General features: G+C 68.0%; 25 protein-coding genes. 18 read left to right on the forward strand and 7 right to left on the reverse strand.

The window, feature by feature from the left end:
* The first annotated feature begins 369 nt into the window (after positions 1–369).
* Positions 370–1,791 (forward strand): FAD-binding oxidoreductase, encoded by a 1,422-nt coding sequence (locus BM113_RS14595; RefSeq protein WP_089788790.1) that lies wholly within the window; start codon positions 370–372, stop codon positions 1,789–1,791.
* Positions 1,792–1,831: 40 nt separating this feature from the next.
* On the opposite strand, the gene ligA is transcribed toward BM113_RS14595, so the two are convergent.
* Entirely contained in the window at positions 1,832–3,595 is a 1,764-nt protein-coding gene (gene ligA / locus BM113_RS14600) for an ATP-dependent DNA ligase LigA (protein ID WP_089788791.1), read from the reverse strand.
* Between the two features lie 82 nt (positions 3,596–3,677).
* Complete coding sequence (locus BM113_RS14605; protein ID WP_089788792.1) at positions 3,678–4,307, reverse strand: class I SAM-dependent methyltransferase; 630 nt, start codon at positions 4,305–4,307, stop codon at positions 3,678–3,680.
* Positions 4,308–4,417: 110 nt separating this feature from the next.
* Between BM113_RS14605 and BM113_RS14610 the strand changes: the two genes are divergently transcribed.
* From BM113_RS14610 to BM113_RS22885, 8 genes are all read left to right on the forward strand, one after another.
* Positions 4,418–5,095 carry a proteasome subunit beta gene (locus BM113_RS14610; protein WP_089788793.1) on the forward strand — a complete coding sequence of 226 codons (678 nt, stop codon included), beginning with the start codon at positions 4,418–4,420 and terminating at the stop codon, positions 5,093–5,095.
* 93 nt (positions 5,096–5,188) lie between these two features.
* Positions 5,189–6,757, forward strand: coding sequence for a glutamate-cysteine ligase family protein (locus tag BM113_RS14615; protein WP_089788794.1), 1,569 nt, complete (start codon positions 5,189–5,191; stop codon positions 6,755–6,757).
* 58 nt (positions 6,758–6,815) lie between these two features.
* A complete protein-coding gene (locus tag BM113_RS14620) occupies positions 6,816–7,610 on the forward strand; it encodes an aldo/keto reductase (RefSeq protein WP_089788795.1) in 795 nt (264 codons plus the stop codon).
* Positions 7,611–7,674: 64 nt separating this feature from the next.
* Positions 7,675–8,673 carry a 2-phospho-L-lactate transferase gene (gene cofD / locus BM113_RS14625; RefSeq protein WP_089788796.1) on the forward strand — a complete coding sequence of 333 codons (999 nt, stop codon included), beginning with the start codon at positions 7,675–7,677 and terminating at the stop codon, positions 8,671–8,673.
* A gap of 9 nt (positions 8,674–8,682) precedes the next feature.
* Positions 8,683–9,426, forward strand: a complete 744-nt coding sequence (locus BM113_RS14630; protein WP_089788797.1) for a tRNA-dihydrouridine synthase — start codon at positions 8,683–8,685, stop codon at positions 9,424–9,426.
* A 220-nt stretch (positions 9,427–9,646) separates the two neighbouring features.
* The gene (locus tag BM113_RS14635) at positions 9,647–10,654 is read left to right on the forward strand and encodes an arsenic resistance protein (protein WP_089788798.1); all 1,008 of its coding nucleotides are present in this window, start codon (positions 9,647–9,649) and stop codon (positions 10,652–10,654) included.
* Between the two features lie 172 nt (positions 10,655–10,826).
* The gene (locus BM113_RS14640) at positions 10,827–11,150 is read left to right on the forward strand and encodes a ribbon-helix-helix protein (RefSeq protein ID WP_089788799.1); all 324 of its coding nucleotides are present in this window, start codon (positions 10,827–10,829) and stop codon (positions 11,148–11,150) included.
* A gap of 138 nt (positions 11,151–11,288) precedes the next feature.
* Positions 11,289–11,417 (forward strand): hypothetical protein, encoded by a 129-nt coding sequence (locus BM113_RS22885; protein ID WP_281244025.1) that lies wholly within the window; start codon positions 11,289–11,291, stop codon positions 11,415–11,417.
* A gap of 104 nt (positions 11,418–11,521) precedes the next feature.
* Here BM113_RS22885 and BM113_RS14645 read toward each other — a convergent pair whose 3' ends face one another.
* Entirely contained in the window at positions 11,522–13,438 is a 1,917-nt protein-coding gene (locus BM113_RS14645) for a Hef-associated nuclease (protein ID WP_089788800.1), read from the reverse strand.
* Between the two features lie 118 nt (positions 13,439–13,556).
* Positions 13,557–14,234 (reverse strand): hypothetical protein, encoded by a 678-nt coding sequence (locus BM113_RS14650; RefSeq protein ID WP_143095845.1) that lies wholly within the window; start codon positions 14,232–14,234, stop codon positions 13,557–13,559.
* 249 nt (positions 14,235–14,483) lie between these two features.
* On the opposite strand from BM113_RS14650, the gene BM113_RS14655 reads away from it, so the two are divergent.
* Together BM113_RS14655 and BM113_RS14660 are read left to right on the forward strand one after the other, a co-directional pair.
* The gene (locus tag BM113_RS14655) at positions 14,484–14,981 is read left to right on the forward strand and encodes a Mov34/MPN/PAD-1 family protein (RefSeq protein WP_089788802.1); all 498 of its coding nucleotides are present in this window, start codon (positions 14,484–14,486) and stop codon (positions 14,979–14,981) included.
* A 103-nt stretch (positions 14,982–15,084) separates the two neighbouring features.
* The gene (locus BM113_RS14660; RefSeq protein WP_089788803.1) at positions 15,085–15,522 is read left to right on the forward strand and encodes an FAD synthase family protein; all 438 of its coding nucleotides are present in this window, start codon (positions 15,085–15,087) and stop codon (positions 15,520–15,522) included.
* Positions 15,523–15,541: 19 nt separating this feature from the next.
* Here BM113_RS14660 and BM113_RS22365 read toward each other — a convergent pair whose 3' ends face one another.
* From BM113_RS22365 to mobA, 3 genes are all read right to left on the reverse strand, one after another.
* Positions 15,542–15,697, reverse strand: coding sequence for a hypothetical protein (locus BM113_RS22365; RefSeq protein WP_177209181.1), 156 nt, complete (start codon positions 15,695–15,697; stop codon positions 15,542–15,544).
* A gap of 249 nt (positions 15,698–15,946) precedes the next feature.
* The gene (gene ilvD, locus BM113_RS14665; protein WP_089788804.1) at positions 15,947–17,683 is read right to left on the reverse strand and encodes a dihydroxy-acid dehydratase; all 1,737 of its coding nucleotides are present in this window, start codon (positions 17,681–17,683) and stop codon (positions 15,947–15,949) included.
* Between the two features lie 84 nt (positions 17,684–17,767).
* Positions 17,768–18,397 carry a molybdenum cofactor guanylyltransferase gene (gene mobA / locus BM113_RS14670; RefSeq protein WP_089788805.1) on the reverse strand — a complete coding sequence of 210 codons (630 nt, stop codon included), beginning with the start codon at positions 18,395–18,397 and terminating at the stop codon, positions 17,768–17,770.
* A 241-nt stretch (positions 18,398–18,638) separates the two neighbouring features.
* On the opposite strand from mobA, the gene BM113_RS14675 reads away from it, so the two are divergent.
* The 7 genes from BM113_RS14675 to BM113_RS14705 all read left to right on the forward strand — a co-directional run bounded on the left by BM113_RS14675 (position 18,639) and on the right by BM113_RS14705 (position 24,814).
* Positions 18,639–18,998 (forward strand): hypothetical protein, encoded by a 360-nt coding sequence (locus tag BM113_RS14675; protein WP_089788806.1) that lies wholly within the window; start codon positions 18,639–18,641, stop codon positions 18,996–18,998.
* A 107-nt stretch (positions 18,999–19,105) separates the two neighbouring features.
* Positions 19,106–20,209, forward strand: a complete 1,104-nt coding sequence (locus BM113_RS14680; RefSeq protein ID WP_089788807.1) for a beta-ribofuranosylaminobenzene 5'-phosphate synthase family protein — start codon at positions 19,106–19,108, stop codon at positions 20,207–20,209.
* Positions 20,210–20,272: 63 nt separating this feature from the next.
* The gene (locus BM113_RS14685) at positions 20,273–21,109 is read left to right on the forward strand and encodes an RAD55 family ATPase (RefSeq protein ID WP_089788808.1); all 837 of its coding nucleotides are present in this window, start codon (positions 20,273–20,275) and stop codon (positions 21,107–21,109) included.
* A 92-nt stretch (positions 21,110–21,201) separates the two neighbouring features.
* The gene (locus tag BM113_RS14690; RefSeq protein WP_089788809.1) at positions 21,202–22,137 is read left to right on the forward strand and encodes a hypothetical protein; all 936 of its coding nucleotides are present in this window, start codon (positions 21,202–21,204) and stop codon (positions 22,135–22,137) included.
* Positions 22,138–22,187: 50 nt separating this feature from the next.
* A complete protein-coding gene (locus BM113_RS14695) occupies positions 22,188–22,778 on the forward strand; it encodes a DUF8135 domain-containing protein (RefSeq protein WP_089788810.1) in 591 nt (196 codons plus the stop codon).
* 51 nt (positions 22,779–22,829) lie between these two features.
* Complete coding sequence (locus tag BM113_RS14700; RefSeq protein ID WP_007141724.1) at positions 22,830–23,159, forward strand: transcription factor S; 330 nt, start codon at positions 22,830–22,832, stop codon at positions 23,157–23,159.
* Positions 23,160–23,458: 299 nt separating this feature from the next.
* Positions 23,459–24,814 (forward strand): DNA polymerase Y family protein, encoded by a 1,356-nt coding sequence (locus BM113_RS14705; protein WP_089788811.1) that lies wholly within the window; start codon positions 23,459–23,461, stop codon positions 24,812–24,814.
* The last annotated feature ends 75 nt before the right edge of the window (positions 24,815–24,889 follow it).

Consider the following 24,889-nt stretch of genomic DNA (forward strand, 5'->3'; position numbering starts at 1 on the left):
TCGTTTCGAACTGCCGTTTAACGGCATTTCCGACGCGATTCCGTTTTTTGTAACCTACGATAGCGAGCGACGGCCTCGAATCGGTTCGACCGACGTGGCCGGTACTCGACTCCACGAGGGTCCGGAGTCGAGCGTCCGGAGTGCCGTCCTCGCCGAGAGGCGGGTCGGCCGTGCGGAATCGGTAGCGCGTTCTTCACTCCCGTACGCCCGTGTATTCAGCATTCGGAAAGATAAAATAAGCTAGGCTGTATTCGGGAAATCGTGGGTTCGGGAGTACAGTGGTCCGATAATGGGCGACCCAGAAAGCCCCGATCCATTACATGTCCGTCAAATATAAATAGTGTACTGAACATGTGAACGTCTGCTACCATGGGGGAGAACACGCATCCGCTAGGGGTAATCGCACGGCTCGACGACGACGATATCGCGGCGTTCGACGACGATCTGCGGGGCGACCTCGTACTTCCGGATAGCGAGGCGTACGAGGACGCTCGCAACGTATGGAACGGGCTGATCAACGAGTATCCGGCGATCGTCGCCCGCGTCGAGGGGGCGGCGGACGTCGCCAAGGCCGTCTCGTTCGCGCGGGACAACGACCTCGAGATCGCCGTCCGCGGTGGTGCCCACAACCAGACCGGCAGCGCGATCGTCGAGGGCGGCCTCGTCGTCGACCTCGCGGAGCTGGACTCGGTGCAGGTCGACCCCGGGGACCAGGTCGCCCGCGTCGAACCCGGGACGCGTGTCGAAGACGTGCTCGCCGAGACGCAGCAGTACGGACTGGCGTGTCCGACCGGCAGCGCGGGCGACGTCGGGATCCCCGGCTCGACGCTGGGCGGCGGCATCGGCTGGATCCGGCGCAAGCACGGTCTCGGGATCGACGCGCTCCGGAGCGTCGACGTCGTCACCGCCGACGGGACGCTCGTGACGGCCACGCCCGACCGCAACGAGGACCTGTTCTGGGCGGTCCGCGGAGGCGGCGGCAACTTCGGCGTCGTCACCGGCTTCGAGTTCGACCTCTACGAGGTCGGGCCGATGGTCCAGGGGCTGGGGGTCTTCTACCCGTACGACGCGGCCGAGGCGGTTCTCGAGACCCACCGGCAGGTCATGAGCGACGCGCCCGAGGAGTTGACGACGATCCTCCTCAGCGGTCACGTCCCCGGACTGCCGCCGATGCCGGACGAACTCGCCGGCGAGAGCGCCGTCGGCATCCTCGGCTGTTACGCCGGCGATCCCGAGGAAGGCGCGGAGGTCATCGAGCCGCTGCGGAACGTGACCGAGCCGCTGATCGACATGAGCGACGTGATGCCCTACGAGACGCTCCACGACCTCGGGACGCAGATGTACCCGTGGGGTCGCAAGTACACCCACCGCTCCGTCTTCGTCGACGACCTCACCGACGACGTTCACGACCTCGTCCTCGAGCGGACCGAGGCGGCGCCGACCCCGATGTCCGCGATCGCGATCTGGCGGCTCGGCGGCAACGTCGGCCACGGTCCCGACGCGGCCTACGCGTGGGACGACAAGGAGTACATGATTACGATCGAGGGCAACTGGGAGGCGTTCGAGAACCGGCCGACCCTCGACTGGGCTGCCGAGACCGAACGCCGCCTCCGCCGCGAAGGAGCCGAAGGGGCTTACGCCGGTTTCACCGGCGTCGAAGAGCGCAACTGGGAGGACTGGACGAACCAGGTCTACGGCGATAGCTACGCGCGCCTCGCCGAAGTGAAAGCCGAGTACGATCCGGAGAACGTCTTCAGCCGCAACGTCACGGTCGATCCCGACGACGCGTAGCGACGATCCGACACCGATCCCGCTCCCGTCGTCGACGGCGCTACGACCGCAACCGCTCGACGCGCTCGAGCGTGTCCGCGTCCCCGGGTTCCTTGTCGTCCCGGACCGCGATGAACCGCGGGAATCGCAGCGCGTACCCCGACGAGTACGTCGGCGAGGTCTGGATCTCCTCGTAGCCGACCTCGAAGACGACGGCGGGCTCGAGATCGACCTCCTGGCCCTCCTCCGCGGCGATGTGGGGCTCGAGCCGCTCCGTCAGGTCGGCCAGTTTCTCGTCGGTAATCCCGGTCGCGACCTTGCCGACGGTTTCCAGGTCGCCGGTCGCCTCGTCGCGCACGGAGAGTTCGAAGGTACCGAGGAAGGTCGCCCGTCGGCCCTCGCCCCACTCCGCACCCGTCACCACGCAGTCCAGCGTCTCCACGTCGGGTTTGCGCTTGCGCCAGTGCTTCCCGCGTCGGCCGGGCGAGTACGCCGAGTCGGGGTTCTTGAGCATGATCCCCTCGTGGCCCGCCTCGAGCGCCGCGGCGTCGATCGACTCGATCTCGTCGGGGTCGTCGGCGAGCCACAGCAGGGAGAGGCCGTCGACGTCGTCGGGGTCCTGTTGTGGACCGTCGGCCAGCACGCCCTCGAGTCGGTCGTGTCTCGCGGTCAGGGGCTCCTCGAGCAGGTCGTCGCCGTCGGCGTGCAGACAGTCGAAGAAGACCGGCCGGACGGAAACGTCCTCGCGGGCCTTCGCGACGTCGTGTTTCCGGCGGAACCGCTTGAGGACCTCCTGGAACGGGAGCGGGTCGCCGTCCTCGTCGACAGCGACGACCTCGCCGTCCAGGATGGCCGGCCCCTCCAGCGTCCCCTCGGCGAACTCGACGACTTCGGGGAGCGCCCCGGTGACGTCCTCCATGTTCCGGGAGAAGACGCGGGTCGTCGCGTCGGACGCCTCGCCGGCGGCCGACTCGAGGCCGTCCGGGTCGTAGTGCAACTGGATCCGTGCGCCGTCGTACTTCCACTCGACTGCGGCCTGCTCCCACTCCTCCAGGGCGTCGGTCACGGTCCCGGCCTGTGCGAGCATCGCCTGGACGGGACGGCCGACCGCCAGTTCCATCGCGTCCAGCCCCTCGAGCCCTTCGTCGCGGGCGACGCGGGCGACCTCGCCGTAGTCGTTCGAGACCTGCAGGGCTCGCTCGACGCGCTCCTCGGGGACGTCGAAAGCCGCGGCGACGGCGTCGCGGACGGTGCCCTCGCCGACGCCGATCCGCATCTCCGAGAGGACGAGGCGGGCGAGATATCGGGCCTCGTCGCTCGAGCAGCGGTTGAAGAGGCCGAAGAGGATGTCGACCTTGCGGTCCTCGCTGCCCTCGCCCTCGGCGGCGGCGAGGTCGACGAGTTCGTCGTGGACCTCGCGCACGGTGAGATCGTTGTCGCCGACCCCCTGGCCGGCGGCGAAGGCGCTCAGCCCGCGCTGGCCGCCGAAGTCGTAGCTCGCGGCCACGTCGCCGATCTCGCCCACGTCGGCGAGGCGCTCCTCGACGTCGTCGGCGTCGACGTTCTGCCCGGCGGCGCGGGCGATCGCCTCGTAGCAGGCGCTGGGTCCGATATCGAGGGTGGTCGAGTCCCACGCGGGGAACACCCGTCCCTGGACGAAGCGGGCGACGATCTCGACGGTCGCGATTCGGTCGTCGGCTCCGTTATCGGTACTCTCTGGATCCCCAGCGTCCTCGAGGAGGTCCCGCACGTGAGCGACGATCTCTAAATCCGCGGGCTCGGCTTCGATCGCGGCGGCTCGGTCGGCGAACGTGGCGAACTCCATCGGCGGTGTCTATCGCCGGGGGAAGTAAAACGGTTCTGAGATGCACGACCCTCGTACGGTCCGCTCGAGGCGACGCTTTCCCCTATCGGGTCGCCCTGATCCCGACGAACGAGCCCTCGCCGTACCCCTCCTCGACCGGTTCCGGGCCGTCGATCTCGTCGAGCCAGTGGTAGATCGTCTGGACGAACTCGAAGTCGGTGAAGCCGGCCGCCTCGAGTTGCTCGACGAGTTCGTCCGTCGAGACGAACGTCGCGTCCCGGTAGAACGGGTTGTGCTCCTTCGTCTCCTGGTATTTGCGGCCGACGGGGCTCTCCCTGTCGATGTACCCGATCACGAGGCTCCCCGACGGCCGGAGGACGCGATCGGCCTCGGCCAGCGTCGTCGGGATATCGTCGACGAAACAGATGGACGTCACGATCAACGCGGTGTCGAAACTTCCGTCCCGGAACGGGAGGGATTCGGCGACACCGCGAACCGCGTCCACGTCCCGATCGCGGGCGCGCTCGAGCATCGCCTCGGCCGGATCGACGCCGACCTCGATCCCGAGGGGCGCGGCGAACCGCGCGCTGCCGACGCCGATCTCGAGCCCCCGACCGGTCGACGGCACGAGTCGGTCGAGCGCCTCGAGTTCGGACCGATAGGCGTCCTCGTGTTCCTCGAACCAGCCCTCGTAGCGCTCGGCGTGTTCCTCGAACGGAGCCGTCGTGGGCATACTCGACGATAGGACGCGAACCATCACTAACGTTGGGCCCGTATCCGATCCGAGTCGGCTTCCCGCGGCAGGGCCCGCCGTTTTGATCCTGGACGTGGAACGGTCCGAAGATGGACCCGACCGAATTCCGATCGAGACCCGAATCCGACCGATCGGCCGAAAAGCGGCTGGCGACCGACGGTGCCGGCTCCGGGGACGAGGGAGGCGGTACGCTCGTCGCCCTCGCCTCCCGGGACGGCGTCCTCATGGCGGCCGACACGCGTGTGAGCGACGGCACCGTCGTCACCGGCGAGCGCGCCCGAAAGCTCGAGAAGGTTCACCCGACCGCCGCGATGGGATCGGCGGACGGCCTCGGGAGCGTGCGATCGATCGTCCGGGCGGTCCGTTCCGCCGCCGACCGCTACGAGAGCGAGCGAGGCCGCCCGATGACGATGCCGGCGCTCGGGAACGCCGCGGCCGCGGAGATCCGGTCCGAGTCGGACGCCGGAGCGTTCGTCCTCGGTGGCGTCGACGACGACGGGCCGCAGGTCTTCCACCTGCACCCCGACGGGGGCGTCTTCGAGGAGGACCACGTTGCGATCGGAAGCGGCCGCGAGGTCGCCGCGGGCGTTCTCGAGGCCGAGACGACGGATTCGCTCGCGATGACCGAGGCGAGAGAGATTGTCGCACGAGCCCTCGAGAGCGGCGCCGAACGCGACACGGGGACGGGGTTCGGCGTGTACGTCGCGGAGATCACGGCGGAGGGGGTCGACCTGAAGGAGCGGGAGTCGATCGCGGAGCTTCGATAGGGTCCTCGGCGGACCCGCGCCACTCCCCGGGATCGTTTCCCTGACATCTCCAGGAGACGTGCTTTCAAGTCCGTCGGGCGCACACTCGGAGGTATGCCAGAAGCGGAACTCGCAACGCGGGTCGCGGACGTCCTGTCCGTCGACGCCGACGAATTCCGGCGGCGGGCCGAGGAGGACGCCGAGGTGATCAAAGACGCCGTCGAGGACGGCGTGTTCGACAACCCGCAGGCGATCGTCGGCCTCGAGTACGAGTTCTACGCCGTCAAGGACGACGACTGCGCGCTCCGGCGGGTTCCGCGCCGGCTGCTCGAACTCATCGGATTCGAGAAGGAACTGGGGCTGCACAACGCCGAGATGACGACCAGCCCCCAGCCGCTGAACGCCGACGGGATCCTCGCCCAGGAGTCGGAGGTCAAGGCCCGGCTGCGGACTGCCCTGGACGTGACCCAGTCCGAGCGCATGCGGCTGGTCAGCGACGCGCTCTGGACGCTGCCGCCGGAAGGCGAGGACGCGGGGACGTACCTGACCGACAGCGTCGAGCGCACGGTCGGCGACACCGAGCGGACGATCCGGATCGCGACCAACATGAGCGATTCCGCCCGCTACCACGCGATGGCCAACACCGACCAGGCCAGCGCCGCGGGGATGTGCATCGAGGCTCCGAACGTCTCGTTGCAGGGCGATACGGTCATGCCCGAGAGCCTCATCACTTCGATCCAGCCCCACTACCAGGTCGCCCACGCCATCGACCTGCCCACCTACTTCAACTACGCGCTGCGAGTCGCCGGCCCGCTGCTCGCGCTGGGGGTCAACTCCCCGTTCTTCCCGGCCGACCTCTACGACGATGACGCGACTCCCGAGGCTATCCTCGAGGACGGCTGGATGGAACACCGGATCAGCGTCTTCGAGACCGTCCTCAACGACCCCTCCACCGGCGAGGGGAAAGTCCGGTTCCCGCGGGACCTGGGGAGCGTCGACGAGGCCATCGACCGGGTCGCGACCGACGACACGATGGTGCCGATGCCGGTCGAGGCCGGCGAGCGGTTCGACGACGAGTTCCCTCACTTCCGGCGCAAGCACGGCACCTACTGGCGGTGGGTGCGCCCGGTCTTCGGCGGCCCGACCCGGTCGGCCGCCAACGCCCGCATCGAGTTCCGCCCGATCCCCGCCCAGCCGACGGTGCGGGACTCCGTCTCCTTCCTCGCGGCCTTCGCCGGCCTGCTCGAGAGCCTGGTCCGACTCGAGCACCCGGTCCACGAACTCGACTGGCAGGTCGCCCGCGAGAACTTCTACGCCGCGATGCGGGAGGGGCTCGAGGCCGACCTCACCTGGATCACCAACGACGGGAAGGAAACGACCGATCCGCTCGACCTCTACGAGGACCTGCTCGCCCACGCGGAGGACGGGCTGACGAACCGCGGCCTCTCGGAGGAACAGGCCGCGAAGTACCTCTACCCGCTGCGCCGACGCGTGCGACAGCGGATGACGCCGGCCAGGTGGAAACGCGCCCAGGTGCGGTCGGCGCTCGAGGACGGCGCGGACCTCCCCGACGCGGTCGGGCGGATGCAGCGCCGGTACGTCGAACGACAGAGCGAGACGCTGCTCGACGGGAGTTTCGCGGACTGGATCGTCGAGAACGACCGCGAGTGGGATCGGGAGTAACGGCGGCCGGCTTGCCGCTTCCCTCACTCACGAGTACCCGCCCTTCGAACCCGCGGGCATGACACGACTCCCGCAACCCGGTTTCGGTACCTCCGGTCACGAGGGCGAGTCCTGCACGAACGCGGTCCGGACCGCGCTCGAGACCGGCTACCGACACGTCGACACTGCACAGATGTACGACAACGAGCGCGCGGTGGGTCGCGCGCTCGAGCACGCCGACGTCGCTCGCGAGGACGTCTTCCTCGCGACGAAGGTTCACCCCTCGAACCTCGCGTACGACGACGTGATCGAGACGACCGAGGAGAGCCTCGAGCGACTCGGCGTCGACGCCGTCGACCTGCTGTACGTCCACTGGCCCGTCGACGCCTACGACCCCGAGGAGACCCTGCCGGCGTTCGACGAGGTCCGCGACCGCGGCTGGACACGCCACGTCGGCGTGAGCAACTTCACGGTCGACCTGCTCGAGGAGGCCGTCGACGTCCTCGAGTCGCCGATCGCGGCCCACCAGATCGAACTCCACCCGCGGCTCCAGCAGGACGACCTCGTCTCGGTCGCCCGCGAACACGACATCGAGACGGTCGCGTACTGTCCGATCGCCCAGGGCGACGTGGCCGACATCGACGCTCTTCAGGAGATCGCCGACGCACACGACGCGACGCCGGTACAGGTCGCGCTGGCCTGGCATTACGGACGGGACGGCGTCGTCCCGATCCCGAAAGGCACCGGCGACCACGTCCGGGAGAACTACGCGGCGCTCGACCTCGAGTTGTCCGACGACGAACGCCGGCGGATCGCCGGCCTCGAGGACGGCGAACGGCTGGTCGACCCGGATCGGGCGGCCTGGAACCGGTAACTGCCCCGGCGGCCGCAGGCGCCGGCCACAAGCGATTAAGTGGCCACGGGCGAGAGTGTTGCGTATGGTTACTTTCCTCTCCGGAGGCACCGGAACCCCGAAGCTTCTGGACGGTGCCGGCGCGGTGTTTTCGCCGGAGGAGACGACGATCGTCGCCAATACGGGCGACGACATCGAACTCGGCGGTCTCTTCGTCTCGCCGGACGTCGACACGCTACTCTTTCAGGGCGGCGGAGTTCTCGATCGGGACACGTGGTGGGGGATCGACGGCGACACGCACCGGACCAACGCGGCGCTGATGGACCTCGCGGACGCCGCGGACCTCCCCGAGGGCCCGCAGTACCTCCCCGAGGAGAAACAGACCGAGGGCCGACGGCTCGCGAACTGGCGGCGCTTTTCTGGAATCGCCGAGTTCATGACCATCGGCGACCGCGACCGGGCCGTTCACATCACGCGGACGAGCCTGCTGGATCGGGGGTACACGCTGAGCGAGGCGACCGAGACGCTGGCCGACGCCTTCGGCCTCTCCGTCGACCTCCTGCCGATGAGCGACGACCCCGTCGCCAGCCTCGTCCACACCGAGGACGGGATGATGCACTTCCAGGAGTACTGGGTCGGCCACCGCGGCGAGCCCTCCGTCGAGACCGTCGAGTTCCGCGGGTCCTCGAGGGCCGAACCCGCGCCGGGCGTCCTCGAGGCGCTCGAGGACACCGTGGTCATCGGCCCCTCGAACCCCGTCACCAGCATCGGGCCGATGCTCGCTTTGCCCGGCGTCGCGGACGCCCTGGCGAAGACGACCGTCGTCGCCGTCTCGCCGTTCCTCGGGGACGAGGCGTTCTCCGGGCCGGCCGAGGACCTGATGGCGGCGGTCAACGCCGAACCGAGTACGGAGGGGCTGACGACGGCCTACCCCTTCGCCGACGCGTTCGTGATCGACGAGGGCGACGACGCGACCTTCGACCAGCCGACGGTGCGGACCGACATCCGGATCGACGGCCCGGAGGACGCCAGGCGGGTAGCCCGGACGATCGACGACGCGATCGGCCGCGTCGACCGGGAGTGATCATCGACCATGTTCGAACCACGCCTGGCGCTCGCGAGCCTGAGCGGGGCCGCGGACGCCGACTGGGCCCGGAACGGGGCCGACTACGCCGGCGCGGCCTTCCTCGGCGGGATCGCGATCGATCCGGAGTCGCGGGCGGCCGCCCGGAAACTGGTCGAGCGCGACCGCGAGGAGTTCCTGCCCGAGGACCCCCTCGCGTTCGTCGACCGGGAACTCGCCGCCCTCGAGGACGTTCCCCTCCAGCCGGCGTTCAACGTCCGCAGCGCGACCGTCGACCCGGTCGCCGACGCCGCGCGGATCTGTCGGGAGCGCGACGCCTTCCTCGAGATCAACGCCCACTGTCGGCAGGCGGAACTGTGTGCGGTCGGCTGCGGGGAAACGTTGCTGCAGGACGCCGATCGGCTCGCCGACTACGTCCGGACGGCCGCCGACGCCGGCGCGACCGTCGGCGTGAAGGTCCGGACGGAGGTGCCGGGCGTCGACCTGCCAGCGGTCGCGCGAGCGATCGACGACGCCGGCGCGTCGTTCGTCCACGTCGACGCGATGGACTCCGAGTCGGTCGTCGCCGACGTCGCCGACGCCGCGGACCTGTTCGTGATCGCCAACAATGGGGTCCGCGACGACGCGTCGGTCCGGGAGTACGTCGAGTACGGGGCCGACGCCGTCAGCGTCGGCCGGCCGAGCGACAACCCGGTCGTGCTCGAGCGGGTCCACGACGCGGTTCGGCGGCGGCTCGCGGTCGGAACGCCGTAACGGATCGGGACTGTATCGCAGGTCAGCGTCGTCGTCCGGGTCGGGGTTCGGGACTCCCCGCCCCGATCGCGTTCCGCGAGGGGCTATTCAGGTACGCCGTCGCCGGGCTTCGGTGTGGCTCGATACTCCGACATGGACTTACACGTGGCACGTCTAGGGGCGGACGGAAACTCGAACCGGTCTCGTCGGCGCTGAACTCCCCAGTACTCGATCCCTCACTATGACTCGGATTTCGAAACGGTGGATCCAGCACAACCAAGTCGGTATCTACGCTGTCGCCGTTCTCCTCGCGATCGGAGTGGGACTGGGCCGACCGGACGCGGGTTCGACCGTCGAACGGTTCATCAATCCCGTGCTCGCGGTCCTTCTGTACGTCACCTTCCTCGAGATCCCGTTCGTCCGGATCCGGCGAGCGTTCCGGAACGGGCGGTTCATGCTGGCCGCACTGGGGATGAACTTCCTGGTCGTTCCCGTCGTCGTCTTCGGTCTCAGCCGATTCCTGCCCCGGGAGCCGGTCATCCTCGTGGGGGCGTTCATGGTATTGTTGACCCCCTGTATCGACTACGTCATCACGTTCACGGAACTCGCGGACGGGGACGCCGAACAGATCACTGCGGCGACACCGGCGCTGATGATCGTCCAGTTGCTGTTGTTGCCGATCTACCTCTGGCTGTTCATGGGGCCGCAGGTCGCCGAGTTCATCGAGGCCGGGCCGTTCGTCGAGGCGTTCGTCGTCATCATCGCGCTCCCGCTGGCGCTCGCGTGGCTCACGGAACTCCGGGCTGAGCGGTCCACGACGGGTTCCCGGTGGCAGGGTGCGATGGGGTGGCTGCCGGTTCCGATGATGGGGGCCACCCTGTTCGTGGTGATCGCTTCACAGCTCCCTCGCGTCCGGGATTCGATCGAGCAGATCGCTGCTGTGGTCCCGGTGTACGTCACGTTCTTGATCGTCATGCCGCTGCTCGGGCGGCTCGCGGCGGGACTGTTCCGGATGGACGTCGGCGAGAGTCGCGCGCTCGTGTTCACGTCCGTGACCCGGAACTCGCTCGTCGTCCTTCCGCTGGCGCTCGCACTGCCGCCGGAATACGCCCTCGCGCCGGCGGTCGTCGTGACCCAGACGCTCGTCGAACTGACGGGGATGGTCGTTCTCACCCGGGTCGTCCCCGGGTGGCTCGTGCCCGATTCGCCGGACCCGCTTCCCTTCCCGGGCGTCGCCCGGGGCGATTGACCCCCGACTCCGTTCGACTGGCAACGACCCTTTCGGACCTTACTGGCGTCACGAACGGACCGGGCGGTAGCGACCTCGAGCGGTATAACTTCCGTGCGGGTACGTCTCGGTTCCGATCCCCGGACGAGGCGACCACGAAAAGCCTATCCAGCCGGCTCGCTTGCTCTCTCGCATGAGCCTCGAGGATCTCAACGAGGACGTCCAGGAATCGTACTCCGCGTTCGGCGACGAACTCTCGATCTCGCTCGACCGCGAGACCCGAAACGAACTCGCCCTGCTCGAGACGGCACTCGAGCCCGACGAGACCGACGAACTCGTCCGGCGGGCGATCCACATGCTCTTCCAGACCAGCGTCGACACCGGGAAACTCGACTTCCACCTCCGGTCCGGGTTCGACGTCACCTACGACGAGTATCTATCTGGAATGACCTTCGACGAGATGACGGGGGCGGATCAGTACCCCTCGATGGACGACGAGCGGCGGTACCAGTTCTAACCTCTCGAGCTTCCGTCTCACACACTAGTATCGGTGAGCCGGATCGTTCACATTGGGTGAGTATGTGTATAAGGACCAACCAACTCTTCGAGTTGTATAATAGGTGAGCTTATTAGTCTCCGACGCTCCGCCTCGAGTATGGCAATCAGTCAATCCCCGACCGACGTCGAGTATCGCTGTCCGGACTGTGACGGAACGCTTCTCGTTCGACACCAGTCCCTCGAGTGTGACGACTGCGGCTACACGCCGCGACACGGCGCGGACTGAGCCGGAGGCATGGAGAATCGACAGTAAAACGCTATTCGGTGGCCGGTTGTACCTTTCTTCGCCCGATCGAACGACGTACCGCGTGAGGAATCGGTAATCGATCGTCAGTCGTCGTCGATCGGCGCCGCACTCGAGAGTTCCTCGTCGATCTCGGCGTCCTCCATCTTGTCGACCAGGGCCTCGATCACTTCCTCGCGTTTGCCCTTGACGAACTTGATCGAGCCGACGACGAGGTGGCCTCCGCCGGAGACGCCGCCGCCCGGCACCTCCGCCTCGAGTTCGGAGACCATCTGCGGGATGTCGAGTCGGACGCCGTCGGAGCGCAGAACGGCGAAGTCCGGGCCATAGCCCACGGTAATGACGGGATCGCCGGTCTCCTCGATTTTGCGGTCGTGGATCTCGCCGGTCGTCTTGCCCGGGGCGGGGTAGGTAAAGCGATGAGCGTAGTTCTCGACGTCGATCCGGTAGAGGTGCGCGCCGTTGTCCAGTTCCTCGTGTTCGAGGTGGGGGGTCGCGGCCTCGAGTTGCTCGTCGACCTCCTCGCGTGCCCGCTCCGCGAAGAAGTCCACGAGTTCGCCGTGGCGCTGTTCGTCGCCGTCGACCTGAAGCAGGTCCTGAATGAGCTGGTCGCCCGAATCGTAGCGCAGCCAGAAGGCGGCGTAGTCGAGCGCCTCGCTGACGTCCTGCAGACGGTCCTCGTCGTACCCCTCCTCGGCGGCCAGCTGGAGGTAGTCGTCCATCGCGTCGGCCTTCGAGCGGTCCGAAAGGCCGGCGACGGCGGGGACGTGTCGCAGTTCGTCGGTGAGGTCGGGGTAGATCATCCGCGCGAGTTCGACACAGAGCATCCCCGTCGTGATGCGGTAGTCCTCGTCGTGGAGGTAGGGGTTGACGTGGGCGTCCAGCAGGTCCCCGACCGCGTCGGGGTCGGGGTGGTGGTGGTCGACGGCGATGATCGGGATGTCGTAGTGGGCAAGCGTCTCGTAGGCCGGGACGTCCTCGGCCGTCGAGCCGTTGTCGAGCATGAGCAGCAGGGGGAGCTGCTGGCCGTGTTTCTCCCGGTCCTCGAGTGCGAAGTTCAGGTCACGCGTCGCGTCCTCCATCTCGTAGAACGGGGCCTTCGCGGGCAGGCGCTTGATGAGGTGTCGCGGCGCGTCGTCGTCCTCGTGGACGTCGGCGATGAACTTCTCGAGGGCGACCTGGACCGGGACCGCGGCGCACATCCCGTCGCCGTCGGCGTGGTGACGCACGCGGACGGGACGCCCCTCGAGCACCGCACGGCGGAGTCGCTTCGCGACGTCCCGGAGGTTCGGTCGGAGTTTCTCGAAGGCGGGCCAGTCGATCAGCGGCTCGACGTCGTGGGGCTCGGAGCGGGACTCGAGGGCGGTTTCGATCCGCTCGCGGGCGGCCTCGGCGTCGTCGCCATCGAGTTTCGAGAGACCGTCGACTTCGATCTGGACGGTTCCCTCGCGGTGTTCGGGGGTACCGGTGACGCGGACGACGTCGCCGACCTCGACGCTCGGATAGGCACGGACGCCGGCCTCCTCGAACGCTGCACAGGGGACGACGCCGTACTCGTCGGCGATGTGGAAGATCGTCGGGCCGGCGGTCTGTTTGACCTGGACGACCTCGCCCTCGAGGTGGATCTGGTCGCCGACGTTGGCCTCGAGGCGGTCGGTGCCGGTCAGCGCGTAGTCGTGGGAGACGTTCCGGAGGGTGAGGTCGTCGACGTCGACCTCGGTGTCGACCGGCTCGAAGGCCATATCTCCGTTGTCGCGGACGCTCTCGAGTTCGACGACGAGTTCGTCGCCGACGGCGAAGGTGCCCTCGAGGACGGATTCGTGAACGAGACCGGAGACCGATTCGGAGAGATCGACGAAGACGCCGTAGTCGACGATGCCGTTGATTTCGGCGAGATATGGCTGTCCTTTTTCGACGTCTTCTGCGGTACAGTCGGAGTCGAGATCGTAGACGACGGAATCCCCGTCATCCGCGCCGGGTTCCCCGGCAGAGGCTCGTGTCATCTTGATTCATCGTTTGGGGGTGGCCGCGTATAACCCTTATCAAGAAGCGACGGGTAGGGGTCCGAGCCCGTGATTCGCCGCCGCACCGCTCTCGAGGCGGCCTTACGAAAAGTGGAGTTTACGCCGAGGGGTCGGCGTCGGGTATCGTCGCGCGCGGTTCGCGCCGCAGCCAGCGGCCGACGGCGATCACCGCTGCGATGAACGGGAGGAACGTGATCAGGCCGATTACGGGACCGACGCCGAGGGCCTCGCCGACGGGTCCGGCGACCAGGGTCGTCGGCAGTACCAAGAGGAACAGGGCGGCGACCGACCGCGCCATCGCGCCCGTTCGGAGCAGCGAGACGCCCATGAGGAAGGTTCCGATCGTGATGGCGACCATGAGCCCCAGCCCGATGACCATGTTTCCGGGGTCGACGATTCCCATCGCTCCGATCGCCGGGACGACGGTCACGACGAAGAAGCCGATCGTCGCCAGCGCCGCGCCGATGGCGGCCAGCGCGCTCCCGACGTCCCAGAGCCGGCTCTCGAGGCCGACCATCCGGGCCCGTAGGGCCGCGAATCCAAGGAACATTCCCGCCCACGCGAGGAAGAGCACCCCTTCGCTCAGGTAGTAGGCGGAACTGCCGATCGTCTCGTATCCGGGAACGACCCCCTGTAGCTGGAGGGCGGTCCCGTAGGTAACGTGGACCAGCAGGACGAGGGCCCCGGCGATGGCCGCGAGCCCCGCCATTCCGATCCGGCGCGGGGTCCACCTGCTCGAGGACGATACGAGTGACTGTCCGTTGTATCCAAACATCTGACTCACCGACTCTACCGTGTAGAATCGCTAGTATATACGCTCTCTGCCCATATAAACAGTATTTCGTGGATTGGAACCGTCACAAAGGGGGTACGATCGTGCGGGCCGTCGAGGACGGGCCGGGGCCCGGGCCGTCGTTGATCTCGAGGTCGGGATCGGGATCGGGGTCCGGGTCCGGATCGGGTCCAAATCATGACCGGGGCCCCTTTCGGAACGTTTAGCAACCGCAAGCCCACAGGTACGGACATGGGGCTGCTCGACGCCTTGTTTCGCTCGAACGAGATCCTCGGCATCGCCGAGGAGACCCTCGAGTTCGCGATCGAATCCTCGGAGGCGGCCCACCCCCGCGAGTACATGGGGTTCCTTCGCGGCACCGAGGCCGATCGGCTCGGACTCGAGCAGGACGGCCTCGTCATCACCGACGTCCTGGTGGTGCCGGGGACCGAGACGAACAGCGTCAGCGCCACGGTCAAGACGAACCAGATCCCGAACGACGTGAAGGCGTTGGGCAGCGTCCACTCGCACCCGAACGGGGTCATCCAGCCGAGCAACGCGGACCTGGATACGTTCGGCCGGGGAAGCGTGCACATCATCATCGGCGCGCCCTACCGCCGGACCGACTGGCAGGCGTTCGACTCCCAGGGGAAGCCGACGAACCTGAACGTGCTCGACGTCGACCTTCCCGAGACGGAGGAGTTCTTCGATTTCACGCAGGCGGATATCGACGAGGATTTGCGAGGATGAGACCGACGATGACGAGGGAGACGAGGACGAGGACGAGGACGAGGACGAGGACGAGGATGAGACCGACGAAACCACCGATACAACCGACAGAGGCAAGCGACGCATGAGTTCGACCCGAACCGTCATCGCACAGGGAACGTTCGACATCCTCCATCCGGGACACGTCCACTACCTCGAGGAGGCGGCCGCGATGGGCGACGAACTGTACGTGATCGTCGCCCGGAAGGCGAACGTCGACCACAAGGCGAAACCGATCTGTCCCGCCACCCAGCGCCGGGACGTGGTCGACGCCCTCGAGGCCGTCGACGAGGCGATCCTCGGCCACGAGGAGGACATCTTCGTCCCCATCGAGGAGATCGACCCGGACGTGATCGCGCTCGGCCACGACCAGCACCACGACGACGACGCCATCGCGGCCGAACTCGAGCGTCGAGGGATCGACTGTGCCGTCGAACGGGCCAGCGCCCGAGAGCCGAAACGCGACGAGGAACTCCTCTCGACCCGGCTGATCGTCGAGCGCATTCTCGAGCGCCGGGGCTGAGGCCGTCGGAGCCCCACCCTCAGTTCTCGATCACGATCGGCGGCGGCAACCGCAGTGAATCGACGGTGTGGCCGGTTTCGACGAAGTGTTCGATGGCCGCCTTGGAGACCTCCCGTTCCGTTAACCCCTCGTCGGTGCCGGCGTGCCAATCGCAGTCGAGACAGTATTTATACATTCGTACCGACTTCCGTGGTAAGCGGGGGAAAGAACCGTGCAAGAAATAGAAGGGAGCGCAGCGGTCGAGAGTCGCCCGCGACCCGTGTCGGTTCTCGTCTCGATTTGACACGTGCGGAATTCACCCGCTTGCGTTACGAACTCGGGCACGAACGTAGCTCTCGCCGCGCCGGCCGGGTCCGCGGGACAGCGGGACAGCGGGACAGCGGGGCGAGACGATCGACTCCGATCGTGAGAGTTCGCCCTTCGTTCACTCCCGTTTGACGCCCGGATTCGTCACCGCGCCGTCGGCCGCGGAACCGAAGTCGCGGCCGAACTTCGCGAGCACGCCGCCCTCGTAGGCTGGCTCCGGCCGGTCCCACTCCTCGCGACGAGTCTCGAGTTCGTCCTCGTCGACGTCGACCTCGAGGGTGCGGTCCGGGATGTCGACCGTGATCTCGTCCCCGTCCTCGAGCAGGCCGATGGGGCCGCCGACGAACGCCTCGGGGGCGACGTGGCCGATCATCGGGCCGCGCGTGCCGCCGGAGAACCGCCCGTCGGTGATCAGGGCGACGTCGTCCTCGTGGCCGGCGCCGACGACCGCCGCGGTCACGCCCAGCATCTCGCGCATGCCGGGCCCACCTTTCGGCCCCTCGTTGCGGATGACGATCACGTCGCCGGACTCGATGTGTCCCTCCTGGACGTAGGCCATCGCGTCCTCCTCGTTCTCGAAGATCCGGGCCGGCCCCTGGTGGTAGAACTCGTCGTCGCCGGTCACCTTCAGCACCGCGCCGTCGGGCGCGAGGTTACCGGTGAGGATCTTGATCGCGCCTTCATCCTCCTTGGGGTCGTCGACGGGGTAAAGGAAGTCGGCCTCGATCTCGTCGTCGCTCGGCAGTCCGTGTTCCTCCTCGAGGAACGCGAGTTCCTCCGCGATCGTCCGCCCCGTCACGGTCATCGCGTCGCCGTGGAACAGGTCGGCCTCGAGCAGTCGCCGGATGACGACCGGGACGCCGCCGAGTTCGTGGAGGTCGTTCATCACGCTGTCGCCGCCGGGCTGCATGTCGGCGATCTTGGGCGTTCGCTTCGAGATCTCGTCGAAGTCCTCGATCTCGAGATCGACGTCCGCCTCGCGGGCGAGCGCGAGCAGGTGGAGCACCCCGTTGGTCGAGCCGCCGATCGCGGTCTGGAGCGCGATGGCGTTCTCGAAGGACTTTCGCGAGAGGATATCCGACGGCCGGCGGTCCTCCTCGACGACCTCGACGGCGAGTTCGCCGGCCCGACGGGCGACGGCGTACCGCTCGTGGTGTTCGGCCGGCGGCGAGGCGCTGCCCAGGGGGGCCATCCCGAGCGCCTCCGAAATGGAGGCCATCGTGTTCGCGGTGAACATCCCGCCACAGGAGCCCGCGCCCGGACAGGCGTTGCGCTCGAGGTCGTCGAGTTCGTCGGCGTCCATGTCGCCGGTGCCGTAGGTCCCGACGCCCTCGAACACCTGGACGATCGTCACGTCGCGACCCTCGTGCTCGCCGGGCATGATCGAGCCGCCGTAGAGGAAGACCGAGGGGAGATCCGTGCGGATCGCGGCCATCATCATCCCGGGCAGGTTCTTGTCACAGCCCGCGACGGTGACCAGCCCGTCCATCCGTTCCCCGAAGGAGACGAGTTCGACGCTGTCCGCGATGACCTCCCGCGAGATCAGCGAGGCCTTCATCCCCTCGGTCCCCATCGAGATGGCGTCGGAGATGGTGATCGTGCCGAACTCGATGGGCATCCCGCCGGCCTCGTCCGCGCCCTCGAGCGCCGACTCGGCGACCTCGTCTAAGTGAACGTTACACGGCGTGATGTCGGCCGCGGGGTTGGGCACGCCGATCATCGGGGAGGAGAAGTCCTCGTCGTCGAATCCCATCGCGCGGAACATCGCCCGGTGTGGGGCTTTCTCCGCGCCCTCTGTCACGTCGCGGCTCCGGAGCCGCTCGTCTTTACCGAAATCGAACTCGTCGCTGCTCATGCACGGATCTTGGGACGCGTCGCCATAAGTCACCCTTTCCCGGCGTATCGTGCGACACTGGCCGGATCGGCCGAACCGCTTCGGTTACCCCAGTCGGTCGGCCGCGTCCTCGAGTTCCGCCTGCGTGTCGACGCTTTCAAAAGTCGCGTCGTCGACGCCAGCGGCCTCGAGTTCGGACTCGGCGACGGTAACGCAGTCGATCCGATCGATCGCCGCGAGGATTCGCCCGTCGTCACCCTCGAGCGCGGCCGCGCACGCCTCTGCCATCGCGTCGGTCCGGTACACCGCCTGCGTCGTCTGGTACCAGCCGTCCTCGAGGCGGACGACGGCACCGTCGCTCCCCTGTGCGCGCTCGAGCAGGAGTTCGAGCAGCGCCGGGTCGACGAACGGCATGTCGCAGGCGACCACCGCGGCGTACTCGCGGGTGGCGGTCTCGAGGCCGACGCGGATGCCGGCCAGCGGGCCCCGATCCTCGACGGGATCGGTCGCGAACCGGACCGAGGCGTCACAGCCCTCGAGGGCCGCGTCGATCGCCTCGAGCTGGTCCTCGCGGCAGTTGACCACGATCTCGTCGGTCACCGTCGCGAGCCGGTCGACGACGCGCCGGATCATCGGCGTTCCAGCGAGGTCGGCGACGGCCTTGTCCGCGTCCCCGAACCGGGTCGAGTAGCCGCCCGCGATGACGACCCCTGCAAGCGTTTGGTTCGTCGGCACGGTCGTCGGTACGCACGAGCCGGGATTATACCTGTTGGACCATCCCACGTGGCGGCAATCGACCGGACCCCGTCGATCCGGCACCGACTCCGCCCCGGTTCGCCCCCCGACGGCGGTCCGATCGACCCCTCGAGCAGGGTCGAACGATCACGGAATTTTATACGCTAACTGGGCTAATTCGTCCGATCCGACCGTTCCCTGAGGAAAAAAGCTTATACCTCACCGTTCGACTCATCGAAGCATGGCACGCGACGATCCGGTACCCAGCCAGACAGCATCGATCAAGAACGCGAACACGAACGGAAACGAAGCCGACACCGATGCCCTCCCTAACCTCGTGACGATCGTCGGTCGGGGCGTCCCCTCCCGGTTCGAGATCGCCGTCGACGGCGAGATCGAGATGGTCGGGGGCGACCCAGAACGGGAAGCGACGGTCGTCACCGAGAAAGTGGCCGAGGGTTCGATCGACGTCGGCGTCCAGCGGTTCCGCTTCTCCGGCGAGATGGCGAACGTCCGCGTCGTCGACTGGAACGGCGTCCCGGCACCCGAATCCGCCAGTACGCCGAACGTCCACGTCGACTACGGCGTTCCCGGCCGGTAGGCGCGACGACTGCGCCCGGGACTCGTTTCTTCTCCCCCCGACGGCGTCAGTCGTTGCCACCGTCGAAACCCCCTTCCGGAGGGGTTTCCTACCCCCGGCAGAACGGAATGTCGGGAGGACAGCCGACGACCAGAGCGACCGTCAGCGCGGGTGCCCGCCTCCACGTCGGGTTCCAGAACCTCTCGCTGGCCCGCGAACGGCTCTACGGCGGGATCGGCGTCGGTCTCGAGCAGCCGCGGGTGACCGTCACCGCCGAACCCGCCGACGGTCTCGAGGCCGACGACCCGCTGGTGGAGGAGTACGCGCGCCGCGCCGTCGCGGTTCTCGACGTTCCCGGTGTCGCGGTCGACCTCGAGACGGCCCTCCCCCGTCACGTCGGCCTCGGCAGCGGGACGCAACTCGCGCTGTCGGTTCTCGCCGCGACCGCCCACGCCTACGGCCTCGAGCCGCGGGTCCGCGAGCGCGCGCCGGCGCTGGGCCGTGGCGGCCGCAGCGGCGTCGGCGTCGCCACCTTCGAGGCCGGCGGGTTCGTCGTCGACGCCGGCCACCCGACGAACCGGTTCACGACGGAACCGCCCGCCGAGGGCGACTGGACGGTGCCGCCGGTCGTCGCCCGGCACGACCTCCCCGACCGCTGGCGGTTCCTCGTCGCCGTCCCCGAAGCGGAACCCGGCCGCAACGGGGACGACGAGGACGCGAGCATGCGCGAAGTCGTCGAACGGGCCGATCCGACCGTTTCCGACGAGATCGCCGGCGTCGTCACCCGGAAGCTGTTGCCGGCGGCCGCGGAGGGGCGACTCGAGGCATTCGGCGACGCGGTCGCCGAGATCGGCCGGAAGAACGGCTCCTGGTACGCGGACGCCCAGGGCGGTGTCTTCCGGCCGCCGGCCGGCGCGCTCGTCGAATCGCTCGAGGAGTGTCCGGTGCTGACGGGGATCGGGCAGTCCTCGTGGGGGCCGGTCGTCTACGGGGTCACGGATCGGAGCCACGCCAGCGAGGCGAAAGCGGCCGCGGAGGACGCGCTCGCAGACCTGGGCTGCGACGGCCGGGTGTTGCTCTCCGCGCCGGCGGGGGGCGGTACGAACGCGAACGCAAACGGGAGCGCAAATTCGGATCATGACCCGGACCCGGACCCGGACCCGGACCCGGACCCGAATCCGGAACCACGAACGACCGGCGGCGCTCGCGTCACCCTCGAGGACGATACGTAGCACCGGACTCGACGACGACGCCCGCGCCACAACAGGTAAACCGGTCGACTCCAACGATCAGCCATGGAACGGCTGCCGCTCGGAATCTCGCGACTCGATCGCATCATCGGCGGCGGCGCGCCTGCCGGCAGCGTCGTGTTACTCGCGGGGGAGTCGGGTGCCGGGGCGCGGGAGTTTTGCTACACCAGCGCGCTGATGAACGGCCTCGCCAGGGTCGGCTCCGACCGGTTCGACCTCCACTACGGCGCGCTCGAGGAGGGGACGAGGCTCCCCGAAGAGATCCACTACGTTTCGTTCACCGACGAGCGCGACGCCGTCGAGAACGAGATGTCGTTCGTCGTCGAGGAGCAACTCGTCGAGGACGGAATGGAGACCATCGAGTTCGTCGAGTTGGCCGAGGAGTACTTCCAGCTGACCCCCGTGCCGACCGACTGGTACGCGGAGCGGACCACCGACATCACGAACCTCGGCAACAAGACCGATCGGGGAGACGTCCTCGAGGCGTTCGGCGACTACCTGACCGAACACGCCGCGGGGAACCTCGTCGTCGTCGACTCGATCACCGACCTGGCCGCGGCGGCCGACGACCGGCTCGACTGGGCGGACCTGACGGTCCTGCTGAAGGGGCTTGCCCGCGCCTCCCACCGCTGGGGCGGCGTGATCCTCCTGCTCGTCAACTCCGAGCCGCTCACGTCGACCGAGCTCGGCCGGCTGAAAGAGTCGACCGACGGTACCTTGCTCTTCGAGTGGGAGAGCGGCGGCTCCGAGCGCGCCCGGACGCTCGTCGTCGAACAGTTCCGCGGGGTCCTCTCCCGACTCGAGGACGAGGACGTCGTCCGCTTCGAAACCGAGATCGGCGACGCCGGCTTCGATATCAGCAACGTTCGGAAGATTCGCTGACAGGCGTCCCACCGATATCGGTCCCGGGATCGCTCCGATGCCCGGAAAATGGGCAATAATCCTTATGCGGCGCTCGCCGCTATGTGTGGTAGATGGCGGGTGAGGAAAACGAGAACGGGGGGGTTTCGTTCGCGTTACCGGCCGACGTCGACGACTGGATCGCCGACGCCGCCGAGCGGCGCGACGAGTCGCGCGACGAGTTCTGTCGCCGCCTGCTTACCGCTGCCCGCGCCGTCGCGGCTGCCGAGAACGGAGTGCTCGAGGCCGACGTCGAGGCCGAGAGCGAAGACGGGGACGGAGAGGGGGGCGAAGGCGAGTACGCGTTCGACCCCGTCGTCCGCGACGACCTCGAGGCCCTGCAGGGCGAACTCGAGGCCAGCCGCGAGGAATTTCGGGAACTGCTGGAGGACGTCCGCTCGCGGGTCGTCCAGGTCAAACGCGAGACCGACGCGAAGGCACCGGCGGACCACGGGCACCCGGAGTACGCCGAGGCCGAGACCCTCGAGCGCCTCCAGGCGGACCTCGAGGCCCTCGAAGAGACCGTCGACGGCGGCTTCGACAACTTCGAGGAGGTGCTCGATTACCTCCTCGAACGGACGGATCGCCTCGAGGAGCGGTCGACGGTCCTCGCGACGGCCGTCGTCGATCTGCGGGATCGGTGGGACGATCTCGTCGAGCGCGAACGACAGCGAGCCCAGGTCGAAGACCTCAAACTGGCCGCGAACCGGCTCGGGATCCGGTCCGCGGCCTGCGAGGAGTGTGACGCGTCGGTCGATCTCGCCCTGTTGACCGCGCCGGAGTGTCCCCACTGTGCCAGTCCCTTCGCCGACGTCCGGGAGCGGACGTCTTTCTTCGGCTCTCACACGCTCGAGACCGGTAACCCGCCCGCGCTCGAGGGGCGAGGGAGCGAAGTCGAGACGACGCCGGAGGGCGTGTTCGAGGCCGTCGAGGCCGACGCGGACGGAACGGGCGAAGACGACCGGGACGACGACCGTCGCGGGCTCGGACTCGGTGGTGGGAACCAGTGAGCGACCGAAACACCGAGGGTGAGAGAGACCAAGGTGGCGAGCGAGAACGCATGACCGACCGCGACGCGGACGACGGGATCGAGCGTTCCCCGAGCGACGAAAGCGAGGATGGAGACGGGAACGAGAACGCCAACTCGAGAACCGTCCGCCCGACCCTGCGGGACGATTCCGGGACGGAACCGGGCCGATCGCCGGCGGACCGCGACGGGAGCGCGTGGACCGACCCCGACGCAGTCTCCGACTCGCGTCCGGAAGGCAGCAGCGCTACCGGCCCGCTCGGTGATCTCGCCGCGACCGTCGAACGGCGCCGAACCGAGGCCGCGGATCCCGCAACCGGCGCCTCGAGCGACGAGTTCGACGACCTGTTCGACCGCGAGGACGTCGCCGAACTCGATCCCGATCGACTCTGGGAGCGACTCGAGGACGACGCGCCGCCGGCGGACCTCTTCGAGGAGGAACGGGAAATCCGCACGGTCGACAAGCGGGAGTACTGCCACCAGTGCGAGCACTTCGCGACGCCGCCGAACGTCGGTTGCACCCTCGAGGGAACCGACGTCCTCGACATGCCCAGGCTCGACCAGTTCCGGGTCGCCGACTGCCCCGTGGTTCTCGAGGACGAGGAACTCGAGCGCCGCTACTAGACGGGAACCGAGGACCTGGGTGTTTTTGCGCTCGATCCCGTACCGCCCGACATGCAGTTTTGCGACGAATGCGGTTCGATGATGAAAGCCGACGGCGACCGCATGGTCTGTACGAACGAGGACTGCGGTGCCTCGAGCGAGCGGGACAGCGACCTGGAAGACGAGTTCGTTACGACGGAGTCCCAGTCCGAAGACGACGTCATCGAGTCCAGCGAGGACGCGAACTTCGAGGGCAAACCGAAGGCCACCGACGTGATCTGTGACGAGTGTGGCAACCAGGAGGCGTGGTACACGCTCAAACAGACTGCCTCGGCCGACGAGCCGCCGACGCGCTTTTTCAAGTGTACCGAGTGCGGTCACCGCTGGCGCGGCTACAACTGACGCCGCCCGATTCGTGTCTCGAGCGGTTTATCCCCTTCGAGTCTTCCACTTTTCGAGTAACGAACGACGACGGTTATCCCTCCCCCGACCGAACTCGAGGATGCGGTATTCACCTCTTACAGCCACCGAGACCGCTACGGTCCGACGCCATCGCGTCGGGGAGTCGCCGCGCTCCGGACCCGTCGGACCGTTCTGGACCGTCTCCAACCACCACGGGGCGTTTGCCCCACCGTTTCTGACGGCGGGGACCGGACGCAACGTTCACAACCGTCCGCGCGAATCGATCCGTAGGCACAGGTATGTCCGACGGGCCGCGCCTTCCCGGCGTCGAACGCGAGGACGACGAGGACCGGATCGTCCTCCACGTCGACGCGGATTGCTTCTACGCCTCCTGTGAGCGGCTGCGCGAGCCCGAACTCGAGGGCGAACCGGTCGTCGTCGGCATGGGGTACGAACCCGGCGACACCGTCGGTGCGGTCGCCACCGCCAGCTACGAGGCCCGCGAGTTCGGCGTCGAGAGCGCGCAAGCGATCTCCACGGCCCTGGAACGACTCCCCCGCCGTGCGGCCCTCGACCCGGGTGCGCCGGATCACGACCCCGACCTGACCCGCGAGGAGACCGGTCACTACCGGCCCGTCGACATGGACTACTACGAGTCGATCGCCGAGGACGTACAGTCGATCCTCCACGACTGCGCCGACGTCGTCCGGGAGGTCAGCATCGACGAGGCCTACCTCGACGTCACCGACCGCACCGCCTGGGAAGTCGCCGACGGGTTCGCCCGCCACGTCAAGGACCGAATCCGTCGCGAGGTCGGCGTCGTCGTCAGCGTCGGCGTCGCGCCCACGATGAGCGCTGCCAAGATCGCCAGCGACTACGACAAACCCGACGGGCTGACAGTCGTCCGCCCCGACGAACTCCGGGAGTTCCTCGCGCCGCTCGAGGTGGACCTGCTCCACGGCGTCGGCCCCGTGACGGCCCGGGAGCTCCGCGAGATGGGCCTCGAGACGGCGGGCGACGTCGCCGCCGCCGATCCCGGGCCGCTGGTCGAACGGTTCGGCGAGCGCGGCCGGGAACTGTACGACCGTGCGCGCGGCGAGGACGACCGCCGCGTCGAGCCGAAGGGCGATCCAAAGAGCTTCTCGCGTGAGTCGGCCTTCGCCGAACCCGTCGCGGAGCCCGAGCCGAAGTACGAACAGATCGAGACGCTCGCGGCCGCGGTCGCCGACCGGGCCCGCCGGGAGGGCGCGCTCTACCGGACCGTCGGCGTCAAGGCCGTCACGCCGCCGTACGACGTCAACACGCGCGAGCGCTCGCTGCCGGGGCCTGTCGACGACCCCGACCTCGTCGACCGGATCGCCCGCGACCTGTTCGGGGAGTTCGAGGACGACCCCGTCCGGAAGGTCGGCGTCCGCGTGGCGAACCTCGAGTTCGCGTCGGCCGATCAGGCGAGCCTCGAGGGGTGGGGCAGTGACGGCGAGTCGTCGACCGACGCGATGGGAACCGGGTCCGACGGCGGCGAGGACCTCGAGTCCGAGAGCCAGGACGCCGAGGAGGAGAAGAACGACGAGGGGAGCGTCGGTCGCCCGACAGGTCGGGACGACCTCCCGCCGGGCCAGACCTCGCTGGCCGATTTCACGTCGCGTTCGCGGTGACGCGGATCCGTCGATCGCAGGACACAGCGACGGCAACGGGACGGTTTTCGTCTCGTTCCGGATCGATGGGCCGGA

This window comes from Natronobacterium haloterrestre, assembly GCF_900112205.1.
GTDB lineage: Archaea > Halobacteriota > Halobacteria > Halobacteriales > Natrialbaceae > Natronobacterium > Natronobacterium haloterrestre.